The organism is Actinomadura roseirufa, from assembly GCF_900659635.1.
Taxonomy (GTDB): domain Bacteria; phylum Actinomycetota; class Actinomycetes; order Streptosporangiales; family Streptosporangiaceae; genus Spirillospora; species Spirillospora roseirufa.
In genome coordinates this window covers 1-12991 of record NZ_CAACVB010000224.1, presented here as the reverse complement: position 1 = coordinate 12991, position 12991 = coordinate 1, and the positions used below count along the sequence as shown (strand labels likewise).

At 67.1% G+C, this 12991-nt stretch carries 16 protein-coding genes; 7 read left to right on the top strand and 9 right to left on the bottom strand.

Annotated elements, in window-relative coordinates; genetic code table 11:
* The 4 genes from E1291_RS32215 to E1291_RS32200 all read left to right on the top strand — a co-directional run.
* Positions 1-579: copper resistance CopC family protein (locus E1291_RS32215; RefSeq protein ID WP_306434490.1), on the top strand; the 579-nt coding region annotated here is incomplete at its 5' end.
* Between the two features lie 94 nt (positions 580-673).
* Complete coding sequence (locus tag E1291_RS32210) at positions 674-1441, top strand: group II truncated hemoglobin (RefSeq protein WP_131741849.1); 768 nt, start codon at positions 674-676, stop codon at positions 1439-1441.
* A 297-nt stretch (positions 1442-1738) separates the two neighbouring features.
* The gene (locus E1291_RS32205; protein WP_131741848.1) at positions 1739-3076 is read left to right on the top strand and encodes an AAA family ATPase; all 1338 of its coding nucleotides are present in this window, start codon (positions 1739-1741) and stop codon (positions 3074-3076) included.
* 173 nt (positions 3077-3249) lie between these two features.
* Positions 3250-3816: an HNH endonuclease family protein gene (locus tag E1291_RS32200; RefSeq protein WP_207401054.1), complete on the top strand. Its 567-nt coding sequence runs from the start codon at positions 3250-3252 to the stop codon at positions 3814-3816.
* A 314-nt stretch (positions 3817-4130) separates the two neighbouring features.
* Here E1291_RS32200 and E1291_RS32195 read toward each other — a convergent pair whose 3' ends face one another.
* Both E1291_RS32195 and E1291_RS32190 read right to left on the bottom strand, forming a co-directional pair.
* The gene (locus E1291_RS32195; protein WP_242614510.1) at positions 4131-4730 is read right to left on the bottom strand and encodes a hypothetical protein; all 600 of its coding nucleotides are present in this window, start codon (positions 4728-4730) and stop codon (positions 4131-4133) included.
* Between the two features lie 87 nt (positions 4731-4817).
* Positions 4818-5816, bottom strand: a complete 999-nt coding sequence (locus E1291_RS32190) for a helix-turn-helix domain-containing protein (protein ID WP_207401053.1) — start codon at positions 5814-5816, stop codon at positions 4818-4820.
* A 52-nt stretch (positions 5817-5868) separates the two neighbouring features.
* Here E1291_RS32190 and E1291_RS32185 point away from each other — a divergent pair, with 52 nt between their 5' ends.
* Positions 5869-6258, top strand: a complete 390-nt coding sequence (locus E1291_RS32185; RefSeq protein WP_131741846.1) for a cupin domain-containing protein — start codon at positions 5869-5871, stop codon at positions 6256-6258.
* Here E1291_RS32185 and E1291_RS44770 read toward each other — a convergent pair.
* Both E1291_RS44770 and E1291_RS32180 read right to left on the bottom strand, forming a co-directional pair.
* Complete coding sequence (locus E1291_RS44770) at positions 6255-6389, bottom strand: hypothetical protein (protein ID WP_278045296.1); 135 nt, start codon at positions 6387-6389, stop codon at positions 6255-6257. The two genes, E1291_RS32185 and E1291_RS44770, sit on opposite strands and share 4 nt — an antisense overlap.
* 47 nt (positions 6390-6436) lie before the next feature.
* Positions 6437-7096 (bottom strand): winged helix-turn-helix transcriptional regulator, encoded by a 660-nt coding sequence (locus E1291_RS32180; RefSeq protein WP_131741845.1) that lies wholly within the window; start codon positions 7094-7096, stop codon positions 6437-6439.
* Between the two features lie 133 nt (positions 7097-7229).
* On the opposite strand from E1291_RS32180, the gene E1291_RS32175 reads away from it, so the two are divergent.
* Together E1291_RS32175 and E1291_RS32170 are read left to right on the top strand one after the other, a co-directional pair.
* Positions 7230-8039 (top strand): SDR family NAD(P)-dependent oxidoreductase, encoded by an 810-nt coding sequence (locus tag E1291_RS32175; protein ID WP_131741844.1) that lies wholly within the window; start codon positions 7230-7232, stop codon positions 8037-8039.
* A 77-nt stretch (positions 8040-8116) separates the two neighbouring features.
* Positions 8117-8467, top strand: coding sequence for a VOC family protein (locus E1291_RS32170; RefSeq protein WP_131741843.1), 351 nt, complete (start codon positions 8117-8119; stop codon positions 8465-8467).
* Positions 8468-8523: 56 nt separating this feature from the next.
* Here E1291_RS32170 and E1291_RS32165 read toward each other — a convergent pair whose 3' ends face one another.
* From E1291_RS32165 to E1291_RS32145, 5 genes are all read right to left on the bottom strand, one after another.
* Positions 8524-9396, bottom strand: a complete 873-nt coding sequence (locus tag E1291_RS32165) for a tetratricopeptide repeat protein (RefSeq protein WP_165495382.1) — start codon at positions 9394-9396, stop codon at positions 8524-8526.
* 102 nt (positions 9397-9498) lie between these two features.
* Positions 9499-10413 (bottom strand): tetratricopeptide repeat protein, encoded by a 915-nt coding sequence (locus tag E1291_RS32160; protein ID WP_131741841.1) that lies wholly within the window; start codon positions 10411-10413, stop codon positions 9499-9501.
* Between the two features lie 47 nt (positions 10414-10460).
* Positions 10461-10760 (bottom strand): DinB family protein, encoded by a 300-nt coding sequence (locus tag E1291_RS32155; RefSeq protein WP_165495381.1) that lies wholly within the window; start codon positions 10758-10760, stop codon positions 10461-10463.
* Positions 10761-10867: 107 nt separating this feature from the next.
* On the bottom strand, positions 10868-11065 hold the full coding sequence (locus E1291_RS32150; protein WP_207401052.1) for a maleylpyruvate isomerase N-terminal domain-containing protein: 198 nt from the start codon (positions 11063-11065) through the stop codon (positions 10868-10870).
* A 307-nt stretch (positions 11066-11372) separates the two neighbouring features.
* Positions 11373-12650, bottom strand: a complete 1278-nt coding sequence (locus E1291_RS32145) for a helix-turn-helix domain-containing protein (protein WP_242614509.1) — start codon at positions 12648-12650, stop codon at positions 11373-11375.
* Between the last annotated feature and the right edge of the window lie 341 nt (positions 12651-12991).

Here is a 12991-nt window from a genome sequence, read left to right as displayed (position 1 = left end):
CCGCTCGCCCGGCGCGCCGCCGCCGGCGTCCTGGCCATGGGCGTCGCGGCCGGGCTGACGCTCGGCGCGGGCGCCGCCCCGGCCTCGGCGCACACCGCGCTGAAGTCCGCGACCCCGTCCTCCGGCTCCGCCGTCACCCCGCCCACCAAGGTCGTCCTGACCTACAACGACCCGGTGATGCTCCCGCAGGTCGTGATCACCGACACGAAGGGCAAGCGCCACGAGGCGGGGCAGGCCCAGGCCGTCGACAACACCGTCACCGAGCAGGTCTCCGGAAAGCTGCCCAACGGCGTGTACACGGTGGGCTGGCGCGTCGTCGCCGCCGACGGCCACCCGGTGACCGGCAGCTACAAGTTCACCGTGATGGGTTCCTCCGGCGTGGCGCCCGGCGACATTCCGGGCGGGATCCCCGCGTCCTCGTCCGGCGGCGGGCACGGGCACTCCGCGTCCGGGAGCAAGCAGGACTCCGGCGGCTCGTCCGGCTGGCTGTGGATCGGCCTGGCGGCGGTCGTCCTCGCGCTGGTCGTCGGCGGTGCCGCCCTGTTCCGGCGGTCGTCCCGCGGCGGCGCCGGCACCTGACCGCTCCGCTTCCGATCGGGTGATTACAGAGTTACAGTAATTACCCGATCGGTCGCGGCGCCCGGCCGCCACCGGCGAGGACACGGGGGCGCACATGATCGTCGAATACGTCCGGTACCGGATCGATCCCGGAGAGGCCGAGGACTTCGAGGCGGCGTACACGCGCGCCGCCGCCTCCCTCGCCGCCGCGCCGCAGTGCGTGGACTACGAGCTGTCCCGATGCGCCGAGGAGCCCGCCTCCTACATCCTGCGCATCACCTGGACGTCCGCCGGCGACCACCTCACCGGCTTCCGCGGCGGCGAGCACTTCCCCGCCTTCCTCGCCGCGATCAAGCCGTACGCGCAGCGGATCGAGGAGATGCGGCACTACGAGCCCACGCCCGTGCGCGGCACCGGCTCGTCCGTCCCCACCCTGTACGACTGGGCGGGCGGCGCCGACGCCTTCGAACGGCTCACCGAGATCTTCTACGCGCACGTCCTCAAGGACGACTTGATCGGTCCCCTCTTCGCCCACATGGACCCCGGCCACCCCCGGTACGTCGCGATGTGGCTCGGCGAGGTGTTCCGCGGCCCCAAGCGCTACAGCACCGAACGCGGCGGCTACCACCACATGGTCCGCCAACACCTGGGCAAGGCCATCACCGAACCCCAGCGGCGCCGCTGGGTGAGCCTTCTCATGGACGCCGCGGACGAGGCCGCCCTCCCCGCCGACCCGGAGTTCCGCGCGGCGTTCGCGAGCTACATCGAATGGGGCACCCGCATAGCCCTCACGAACTCCCAACCCGACGCGAACCCCCCACTAGAGGCCCCCATGCCCCACTGGAACTGGGGCGCAGCCCCGCCCTACACCCCAGAGACCTGATCGAATAAAACGCGACCGCCCTCGGTCCCACCAGCCGAGGAGCCGGAGACGTGGCCCCAGCCGAACAGTCCAGTACTAGACCGTGGTCCTACGGATGAAAACGTTCCTACGCCCCTAAGGCGTGACATGCCAGGCAACTACCGCAGAGTGTGTCCGGGCCAACACGCGACTTCACCATACCGCCCCGGTCGCTTCCGCCCTTGTCCGACTCAGTAGGGCAAGCTCCGCGATCTCGGCATCTACTCGTGTCGAGCCACTCTGCCTCGTTGTGCGCCCCCTACAGCGTAGAGTCGCGGTATGTACATCTCCAGGCTGAGGCTGACCAACGTTAAGGGCTTCACAGGCCCACGTGTTGTCGATCTCGACCTAACACGTCCTGACGGCAGCTACGCCGGATGGACTGTTCTGGCCGGTCGGAACGGCTCGGGAAAGACCACGATACTGCGCGCCATTGCCCTTACTTTTCTAGGCTCATCAGGTACCGTTTTTGAAGAGGATATGGCCCAGTGGGTATCTGCGGGCACCGAGGAGGGGCGAGCACAGCTGACCGTGATCCCTCCCCATGACGGACATGTCCTCTTCAATTTTGAAGAGGGACTGGAATGGGGTTGGCGTTGGAGTTCGGTGCCCGGAGAGGGCGGGGCGATCGGCATCAGTTCTGGGCCGCTGCCCGATCAAAGACATCTATTTCCACCGGACGTGCGTCGACGCCGCGGAGAGCCCGCATGGCTCTGCATCGGCTATGGCCCATTTCGTCGACCCGAAAAGCACAGCCTTGGATCCCGGTGGCGAATCAAGGGCGAAGAAGTAGGCCGAGTCGTCAGCCTCTTCCGAGAAGACGCCGTTCTCGAAGAGGGCATCAGCTGGCTGATCAGGGCACACCTGCGGACCCTCGAAAGAAAAGTCGATGCGGAGGTGATACTGGATTCCGCGTTGCGGATTCTTTCCGACGGCCTCCTTCCGGACTCCTACAAGATCGGCAAAGTGGACTCCGATGGCTTGTGGGTCACGAAGGGGGACCGCCGTTTCCCGCTGCGGGAGATGAGTGACGGATATCGGACGATCACGGCTTTGGTCCTGGATCTTTTGATACAAATCCGATTTGCGTTCAACAATCTTCCGTTCGCGGTCACGGAAGCGGGCGTACCCATCGTCACCGCTCCGGGCGTTGTTCTGATCGACGAAGTTGAAGCACATCTGCATATTTCCTGGCAAAAGCGCATCGGCTCCTGGCTGAAGCAACATTTTCCACAGATCCAATTCATCGTCACGACGCACAGCCCGTATATTTGCCAGGAGGCGGATCCGGGCGGTCTGATCCGACTACCCGGCCCCGACGAAGAAGCCGCACCGGAACGCGTCTCAGACGATCTTTACGAGCGCGTGGTGTACGGAAGCGGAGATGACGCCGTCCTGACCGAACTCTTCGGACTCGACAGCACCTACTCAGAGGCCGCACAAAGACTTCGCCGATATCTGGTGAAGCTCGAAGCGAAGGTAATCGAGGGCAGTGCGAACGAGCGGGAGATCTCGCGCTATCAGGAGCTCAGAGATCAGCTGACGAGCTCGGCTGCGACGCGGGTGGGAGAGGTTGCCGCCGCCTTGCGACTGCCGAAGGATCCTACAGATCAATGATCCGTATCCACCGGGAGATGCTGCCCGGATCGCTTACCCGAGAACTAGCAAGGCTTACCGACGGTATACAGCAAGCCGAACTCGGCGGACGAACCACTTACGCTCGAAGCATGTGGCGGCATACCACTGTTCGACGTAATGTACGCCCACCCCTCGTTACCGCGTTACGACGAATGGCCATCGGTCGCGAGTTCTGCATGTACTGCGGAGATAATCGCGGGCTGGACATCGACCACTTCGAGCCGGTGAACCGGAACCCACTGAGGACGTTCGATTGGTTGAACCACCTTTTAGCTTGCTCTGGCTGCAACAGCGGACGCAAGGGCGATAAATTCCCGACCGACGACGCAGGTCGTCCTTTGCTCATCGATCCGAGCGCCGAGGATCCTTTTGATCACCTGCGACTTACCCTTAGCCTCGGCATGTACACCGCTCTGACCCTCAAAGGCAAAGTCACCATCGACGTCTGCGATCTCAATAATGAGATTCTCGCGAGAGGTAGACAGGATGCCAGATCCGTGGTGGAGGCCTGCATTTTTCAGTGGGCGCGAGCGAACGAGCAGGACGACACAGAAGAGAAGGGACGATGGGTAAGGGCAATTCAAGGTCAACCGTTTGCCGACGTCTGCCAAACCATGCTGCGACTAGCGGAACTTCCGTCCGCACCTCTCGTTCTTGAAAGTCCAGATCTCATTCGCTTGCTTCAAGGATCCGCACTCCGAGAGGCTCTACTGCGTTGACCTGTACTATCTCCCAGCCGTCCAGAGTTGGTCGGTAGAAGTAAATTGCCCGCCTCTTGCAGCATCACACGTCGGATCCGGTCCCAGAGCGCCTGCGGCCCTTCCTGAGCTGGGCGAGACCTGCAGTCTCGTGACCTCCCAGGGCCGGTCTCGCTACAACTTCACGTCAGGCGGCGCGCGGGGGCCTGTTCCTTAGCGGTCGATTCGGTTGTTTTCGGTGTCGAGCCAGATGTGCTGGTCCTTGCCGGTCACGGACAGGCCCCACCGGTCGGCGGTGGGACGGTTGAGGCCGTCCCACCAGTGATGGGCGTCCTCTACTCCCTGCCACAGGTTCCGGACGCCCGATTGGCGGACCGGGAACTTCTCCGCACCGGCTCGTAGTCCAGGCCAGCCCACGAGTCCGACCACGGATCGATCAGCCACACCGTGTAGGACCCGTTGTCGTCGTGTTGGACGATCAGTTTGCAGCGCGGCACCTTCAGGCCGATCGCCAACGACGCGTCGTACTCGCCGAGGACGCCGTAGGGGTGCGTGCGGGTGAAGGAGCGGCGTGCCCCGGCGAGGTCGTGCACGTCGTGGGCGATCGAGGCGCGTTTGCCGCGCTGGTCTCGTAGCCGCATGAACGCCACGTTCCCCACGATCCGGCCCCGCATGTCCCCGTTCTCGGCCACCACGAACGACACCAGCGCGCCGTTGTGGAAGTCGGTGGTCCACGGCACCAGCACCCGCCACGCGGCCTCGTCGTCTACTCGATCCACGGGCACCAACCGGCCACCGTCCTGGACCCACACCGTGTCGGGAACGAACCGATGCCGGGGAACCGCCTCGAACACCGGCCGCCAGTCCGGCGTCAGGTCACCCGCCTCGGTGAGCTCCGCCACCAACCGGGCCGACAGCTCCGCAGCATCGGCCACCGCTACTTGCCGTCGCCTTGCTTCTTGTCATCGTCATCGTGCTTGCCCACCTCGTTGGATCCGGTGTTCCGCGTCCGGCGATGGCATTCAGGAGGCGGGGCTGGGGGTTGGGGTCGCTTTCGCACGTTCGGTGTGGGCGAAGCGGGTCCGGTAGGCGGACGGTGTGAGGCCGGTTTGGCGGCGTAGCTGGGTGCGCAGGTTGGCGGGGGTGCCCAGGCCGCTGGCGTGCGCGACGGCCTCCAGCCGGAGTTCGCCGTTCTCGATGAGCCGGCAGGCCAGCGCGACGCGCTCGGTGGTCAGCCAGGCCAGTGGGGTGGTGCCGAGTTCGGCTTGGAAACGGCGGTGCAGCGTGGCCGGGCTGGTCGCGGCGCGGGCGGCCAGGTCGGCGACGGTCAGCGGCAGATCGAGCCGTTCCTGGGCCCAGGCCAGGACGGGCGCCAGCGAGGTGTCCGGGATCGCGGGGACGGGACGTTCGACGAACTGCCGCTGGCCGCCGTCGCGGTGCCCGGCGAAGACCAGGCGGCGGCCGACGGCGTTGGCGATCTCCGCGCCGTGATCGCGGCGCACGATGTGCAGGCACAGGTCGAGCGCGGCGGCACTGCCCGCGGCCGTCAGGACGTCGCCGTCGTCCACGAACAGCACGTCCGGTTCGAGCCGCACCGACGGGAAGCGGGATCGGAAGAAGTCGGCCCAGCGCCAATGGGTGGTCGCCGGGCGGCCGTCGAGCACACCGGCGGCCGCGAGGGTGAACGCGCCGGTGCAGAAGCTCACGAGCCGCGCGCCCCGGGCGGCGGCCGTCCGGATCGCGGTGAGGATCGCCTCGTCAGGGGCGTTCTCCGGGTCGGGACGATTGGGGACGATCACGGTGTCGGCTCGTTCGACCGCCTCCAACCCCGGGATCCCCGACATGGTGAACATGCCCGCGTGCATCACCACCGAGCCCGGCGCGCAGAGCGTGAAGTCGTACCACGGTATGTCCAGCTCAGGCCGGCGCAGGCCGAACAGCTCGGTGGCGACGCCCAGCTCGAACGGGTTCGAGCCCGCGCCGACGATCACCACCACGCGATGCGAGGATCCTTGCGACATATGCGATTCCTAGCACTCACGCCGGGCCGATGCCAACCGGGAGAGTGGACGGGTGAACGAACCGATCGATCTGCGCTCCGCGCTGGCCTCCTTCACCGACATCTGGAGCCCGCGCATCGTCTCGCGGGTGAACGACTACGACGTCCGCGTCGCCAAGGTCGCCGGGGACCATGTCTGGCATGTCCACGACGACACCGACGAGTTCTTCCTGGTGCTCGACGGCGAACTGACCATCGCGCTCCGTGACGACCAGGGCGAACGCGCCGTGACGCTGCCCAAGGGCGCGGTGTTCGTCGTCCCTCGCGGCGTCGAGCACAAGCCGTCCGCCCCGGGTGGGGCGTCGATCCTCCTGTTCGAGCCGACCGGGACGTTGAGCGTCGGCGACCGGCATGGGGAGGTGCCGGACCACGTCGACGTGACCGTCGGACGGCCGCTCGACTAGCGCGGCGCCCCGCGGCGCGGGGTTTCCCCTGTCCCGGTGCCGACCTCCAGCACGGCCATGCCCGGCCCGACGTCCAGCGAGGTCGGCACCATCGCGACCGCATCGGCGCGGCCGGCCGAGCCGGTGATCACATGTGCCGGGAGACGGCGGCGCCTCTCCCAGGGTGAGGCGCCGCTCGCTAGGGGCTATTGGGCTGAGCGGGGCGGGTGACCGCGTGCAGCAAGCGGCGGATGGCTGACAGGTCTCCTACGACGGCGATGCTGCCGTCGGCGCACGCGGTTTCGAGGGCGGACGGGTCGGCCAGCAGGGTGCCGAGGGTCTTGGGCTCCGCCCGAAGCGAGGCGTCCGCCGTCGTCGTCTCCCCGGCCCGCACCTGAACCCGCCCCTCCGCCAGCCGGACCGTCCAAACCCGCCCTCCAAGATCCAGACGGCACACCGTGGGCGGTGCCGTGGGATCAGGCCGGGCAGCTTCCTCCAGGAAGATCAGCACCGAGCCGGCACTGAGCGAGGTCGGTTCGGGCGGCTGTGGCGCGTCGATCCCCCAGCCGGCCAGGCCCCGGACGACCGGTTCGAGCTTCCGGCCCCATTCGGTCAGCTGGTATGCCTTCGGATCGTCCGCCTCCGCCGGTCCATGGCGAATCACGCCGTTGTTCTCAAGCTCCCGGAGCCGGTCGGCGAGCACGTTCGAGCTGACGTGGGGCAGTGCGTGCCGCAGCTCGGAGAACCGTTGCGGCGTCAGAAGCAGCTCGCGGACGATCAGTAGAGCCCATCGCTCCCCCACGACGTCGAGGGCCCGCGCGATCCCGCATGAGTCCCGATAGCTGCGGCTGGTCGGCATGGTCACCCCTCCTCCCAAACGATCCTAAACTACCCTCGATCGTAGTTGTTTTTAACAATCAACTGTGGTTACTCTTTGATCCCGGCGGTGGTATCGAACCAGGCCACGGCCATGACGGGACGGGAGGGAACACGTGAGCGGGTTGCTGCTCAAGGACAAGAACGCCGTGATCTATGGGGGTGGAGGGGCCATCGGCGCCGCCGTCGCCCGGGTCTTCGCCCGGGAAGGCGCGCGCGTCTTCATCGCCGGACGGACTCAGGCGAAGCTCGACGCCGTAGCGCGTGACATCGCCGCGGAAGGCGGGACCGTCGAGACCGCGCTAGTCGACGTCCTCGATCAGCAGGCGGTCGAGAAGCACGCCGACGCGGTCGCGGCGACGGCCGGCGGCATCGACGTCGCTCTCAACGCCGTCAGCGTCATGCACGACCAGGGGACATTGCTGGCGGACCTGTCGCTGGAGGAGTTCATGCGGCCGATCGACGGCTTTCTGCGGGCGCTGTTCAACACCAGCAAGGCCGTGGCCCCGCACATGGGCCGCGGGCGTCCCGGCGTCATCCTGACGTTGTCAGAGCCGGCCTCCAAACTGGCCGTCGGTGGCGTCTTGGGGCACGCGGTGAGCGCGGCCGGTAAGGAGGCGTTCTCCCGGGTCCTGGCCGCGGAGCTGGCACCCGACGGCATCCGGGTCATCGGCATACGTCCCCACGCCGTCGCCGATGCGCCGGAGGCGGGTTCCTACACCAAGGACCTTTTCAAGCCGGTCGCGGGAGCGGCCGGGCAGTCGGTGCGGGAGTTCCTGGAGGACGGACTGGCTCAGGGGACGCTGCTGAAGCGGCTGCCCGCGCTGTCCGAGATCGCGGAGACGGCGGCGTTCCTGGCTTCGGACCGAGCCGGCGTCGTGACCGGGACGATCGTCAATCTGTCCGGCGGCGCGCTCGTCGACTGAGTTCCGGTCCTGAGGTGTCGGCGTCACCCGGACGCTGACCGCGGCGGCGATTTCCCACAGCAACGAGGAGATTCGATATGACGACTCTGAAGCCCACGAGCATGTTGCTCGGCACGACCCGTCCCGCCGAGCTACGGGCGTGGTACGTCAAGGCGCTGGCGCCCGAGTTCACCGGCGACGGCGCGATCGACCTGGGCGGCTTCCTGCTGGTCATCGACGGGCGCGAGGACGTCGCGGCGAACAACGACCAGCCGGGTCGCACGATCATCAACTTCGACGTCGACGACTTCGACGCCGAACAGGCCCGGCTGACCGCCGCCGGCGTGGACTGGATCTCGGTCGAGGACCGGGAGAAAGGCAAGTTCGGCACGTTCGCCGACCCCGACGGCAACTACCTCCAGATCATCGAATGGAAGAAGGACGCCTAAGACCGGACGTCGGCCGACCCCGTGCCGGGGTGGGGACGGTGCCGTCGGCGCGGGTCTCAGAAGCAGAGCAGGTTCCCGATGCGGACGGGTCGTCCCGGTGGCAGCAAGGGTTCTGTGGTGTCAGTTCCCTGGATGTCCGTCCAGTCGATTCGGAACGGGCCTTCGTCGGGGTCGCGCGGGACCCGGGTCATCAGGTCGGTCGATGTGATGGGAAGGCTCGGCCGGTGGACGCTCAGTTCCAGCTCGAGGCGGCCGTCGAGTTCCTCGCGGAACAGGGCGCCGGTGCTGTCGGCGAGCATCGCGTCGGCGGCCGGCCGCGCGGCGGCGAGCGCGCCGAACACGTGACCGGTCTCGCCCCAGTCGGAGTTGGTGATCCGGAACCGTCGGCGCAGCAGGACGAAGGAGTACGAGCGCGGTACCGGCTCCGGAAGAGGTGAGAGGTCCGCCTCAAGTGCCCTGAGGCAGGTTCGGGCGAGGTCGTCGCCCGGGTCGCGGCGCAGTGCCTCCCGGTAGGCGGCGACCGCGCCGTCGCGGTCGCCGAGCCAGCTGAGCGCGTGGGCGAGGTGCACGGGCACCAGCGGGTCCCCTGGATCGGCGTCGATCGCCGCGCGGGCGGCCGAGGCGGCGCGGTCGGCGGCCGGGCCGGTCACCTCGTCCCAGTCCTCCTCCTGGGCGCCGTTGAAGGGCGGACCGTCCCAGTCGTAGTCCCAGCCGGAGTTCACCCGGTGCTCCACGTCGGTGCACAGGCGCAGCTCGTACGCCGCGATCAGGGAGCGGCCGATCGCGACCGTCGCGGGATCGGCGTTCCCGGCGGCGTCGTAGCAGGCGCGCGCCTCGGCGAGCAGCGCGCCGATCTCGTCAGTGCCGTCGTCGTCCCAGAAGAGGTAGGCGCATTGACGGAGGAGCCGGAGGGCGCGTTCCACGTTCACCCGAGAAGCCTGACAGAGGCCCGGACGACGACGCGACGCCGGTCGCGCCGGGGGCCGGGGGCCATGCCTCGGTGACGTTGCCGGTGGGCCGGTGTTCAAGACCTAATCATCGTGTTCGGTACGGCCGAAGAAGTGCAGTTGGCCGAGCCATCGGATCGGGTGGCCGACAGGGAGCCGATGGTCTCCAAGGGACGGCAGCGTGACCTTGGACCAGTCGATGGCCGGGTGGCCGTTACCGTCTTGCTGGAGCGCATCCCGCAACGGCGCTTCCTCGATCGGCCGACCGGGAAGGTGAGTCCACAGCCCGAATTCCTCATCGAGGCTGAGACCGTGGTACTTGAACCATTCGTCGAGGTATCCATCGGCCGCTTCCCGGACGGCGGACGGTTCGTTCAGCAGCCAGACCCGTCCGCTGAGGCTGCCGCTGTGGCCGACCACATGGGTCATCTCCAGGAGGTGAAAGCCGTAGGGATGGTGGCTCGCGATCGGCGTCGGCGGCTCGGCAAGTGTGACGTTGTCCAATGCCTCAATGCGTGCTCTGGCGACGTCGTCGTGGGGGTCGAGTTGGAGGGCCTGACGATAGGCGGAGGTGGACGGCGTGAGGTCGCCCAGCCAATGGGACGCGCACGCGAGCGCGAAAGCAGCGAGGTTGTCGGCGGGCTGGAGGTCGAGTGTGCGCTGTGCGGCCCGCACTACGTCGGTGGCCAGATCCCGGCCGAGTTCGTCGTCTGTGGCCAGCCCGGCGGGCGGATCGTCGGGCGCTTCGAAGGGGTCATCCGCTATGTCGTACTCGCCGTTGAGGTGTGCTCGCAGCCTTCCCAGCGCCAGGACCGTCAAGCACACGGCACTGGTGGGGTCGTCGGGAGCCACAGCCTGAACGGCCGCGTACGTCTCCCGGAGTTGGTCCTCGTCCTCTTCCAGGTCATCGAGTGTGTCGTACTCGGTGGCCTCCCAGAACAAGCGGAGGGACTCGCCCGCGCCTCGGAGCAGGGCTTCGATTTCCGCTTCTTCTCTCATCACCAAGACAGGTTAGTGGCGGGGCACATGTCCTGTTCGGTGGATTGTCAGTAGAGGAAGGGCGGGACGGGCAGGGCCCTGCCGTAGTCGACGGTGAGGTCGGCGCCCGCCGAGCGTCCCATGAGCCATGCGAGCAGGGATGCCTGGGGGCCTCGGATCACGGGTCGGTCGCTGCCGGCGGATATGGCATACGAAACATTGGTGTTGGTGGCGTGGAGCCGCATGGGGGGTGAATTCTCGCGGCGGTCGAAGGCCGTGGTCACCGTGTCGAGTTCGTAGGCGACGAAGTCGGCGGGCCAGTCGCCGGGGGTGAACCCGACCTGCAGATCGACATGGTGGACGAGCACCTCGCAGAGCCGCGCGTCGGCGATTCGTGCGGCGCCCGCTTCGATCTACGCCGCCCGCGCCGCCAGGCTCGGGTATTCCTCTGTCGGCTCTTCTGTCCGCGCCCAGGTCAGGAGGCGAGTGCCGCCCTCGGCGTCGCGGCCAGATGAGTCAGCACGTGTGCTCGCGTCCAGCCCGGCAACAGGGACGGGGCGCGCATGTCATCGTCACCGAGGCCACCGGTGGTGATAATCAGGTACTCGGTCGCGGCGATGATCCGGTCAAGAAGCGCAGCAGGTTCGTAGCCCGCTCCCAGATCTGAAGCCATGCGGTCATTGTCGCTTTCACGTCGTTCCCGCGCCCCGGCTCACCCAGGCACCGACAGCCGCCTGCCCTTGCTTTCACCCCTGTGCACACGGGCCGGTGCCCGGTGCCACCCGCGTCCCGCTGGAGATCCGCGACGGTTCACGCCCCTTGACGTCCCCTCGCTCCGACGTTGATCGTCCGGCCCCGAATCGCGATGCGCAACCAGGATGCGATGCGTCCCAAGGCATCGTCAGCTCAGCGCCGACCACCTGAACGAGGCGAACGCCGGAGGCCCCGACGAACGACCGAGGCCGCAGCCGCGTCCGGGTTCAGGTGGCGGTGGTCAGTTCGCGTAGATCCCGTGCCGCCGGGAGCATCCGCGCTTGGAGGGGAAGCGCCTCCCAGACGTTCTGGCCCAGCCGCCTTGCCCATGGGAGATGGCCTGCTTTCGCCTCGAGCTGGCTGCGCAGGGTGGTTACCGCTTCATCGAGGCCGCTGTCGACCTCTCGCGTTCGGACGAGAACGGCTGACCCCATCAGCGAAAGGTTTGCGCGAGCGACGACCGATGTCGAGGGGTAGAGGGAGCGAGTGTGGGAGATGGTCGCTACTGCCTTGCTGGCGCCTATCCGGCTCTGTGCATACGACTCCGCCCAGTGGAACTGGTACTCCCGAAAGCCCATGGGACTGGAGGCCAGCATGCCCTCGGGCTCTCGAAGGCGGTCAACAACCTCCCTCAGTTGATCCAGAGAGAGATGCGCCTGCCGAGCATCCTGCTGATCTGCGGCCGCGAATGCGCGGGCGGAGTGTGCTCGCGCGAGTCCCGCCGATGGCGTTCCGTGCGCTATCTCTATGGCCTCTGATGCCAATTTGGCCACGACTTCACCAGGCCGCTGGGCCCAGAATGCCTCTTGCGCGGCGCGTCCACGTACCCATACACGCAAGGCTTGATCCCCGGATGCGTCAGCGGAGTGCTTGGCGGTGGCCCATGAGAGGCGCGCAGCACGCTGGTTGCCGACGTAGCCCAGTTTAATCGCCAGAAGGCCAGAGAGCCCGGCACTGATCCGGAAGAGACCGGGGGCATCGGCGGTGTCGAGGTGACGCTTGAGAAGGTCACCGATACCCACGAGGTCGGTGGTGAGATCGTTGATCAATGCATCGGCCGGGCGGGTGCTGAGCTGTTGCCCGTACTCGTGGACGGCGGCTTCCCATTCATCGAGGTCGAGAGGGTTGCCCAAGACGTCCTGGATGCCGGACAGCATGGTTTCGAGGGCACGGGGTGGGATGGTGCTTCCAGCGGCCAAGGCGGTGATGATCTGCAGCGCGGCGCGTCGTTTCATGTCGTCGTCCCCGGGGTCGGGAGTTGGACTCCGATCCACGGTACCGCCCGGTATGCGGTATGGGGGTTTCGGCCTGAGAGCGGATAGCGATCCGTTCGCGCCGAGGATCTCGTCGAGGCGCCGTGCCGTCCGCTCCGAGGTGCCCTTGCGTCCTAAGCGGATCTTCGAGAGATGAGATGCGTCGCAGGGTACTTCTCTCGCCAGCGCACGGACGCCCATCTTTCGCTCGATCATGAGCCGGCTGAGCGCTTCGCCGAATGACTCGGGCATCGTTTCTCACCGTTTCGTTCCGGTGTGACCTGCCAGGGGTGTGGTCGCGGATGGGGGCACCCACAGACCATGTCTTCCACGCTAACGCCAGAAGCGGTTTCGTGTGGGGCGGACGGCTTCATTGGACATAAAGACGGCCCGGCTGGTGCGCTCACACCAGGGAACCCGGGGCCTGGCCGGAAACGAGGTCCGGTTATGAGCAAGGGCAGCGAAACGGGCGAGGCGGGCATGGAGGAACGCCTCGATGATATTGAGCATTCGGAGGCTTTTGGGCGGCTTGGGGCGTTGATGTCCCGGCTTCACGCCTATGGGCTGGAGACCGATCTTCAACCGCGCGGGTT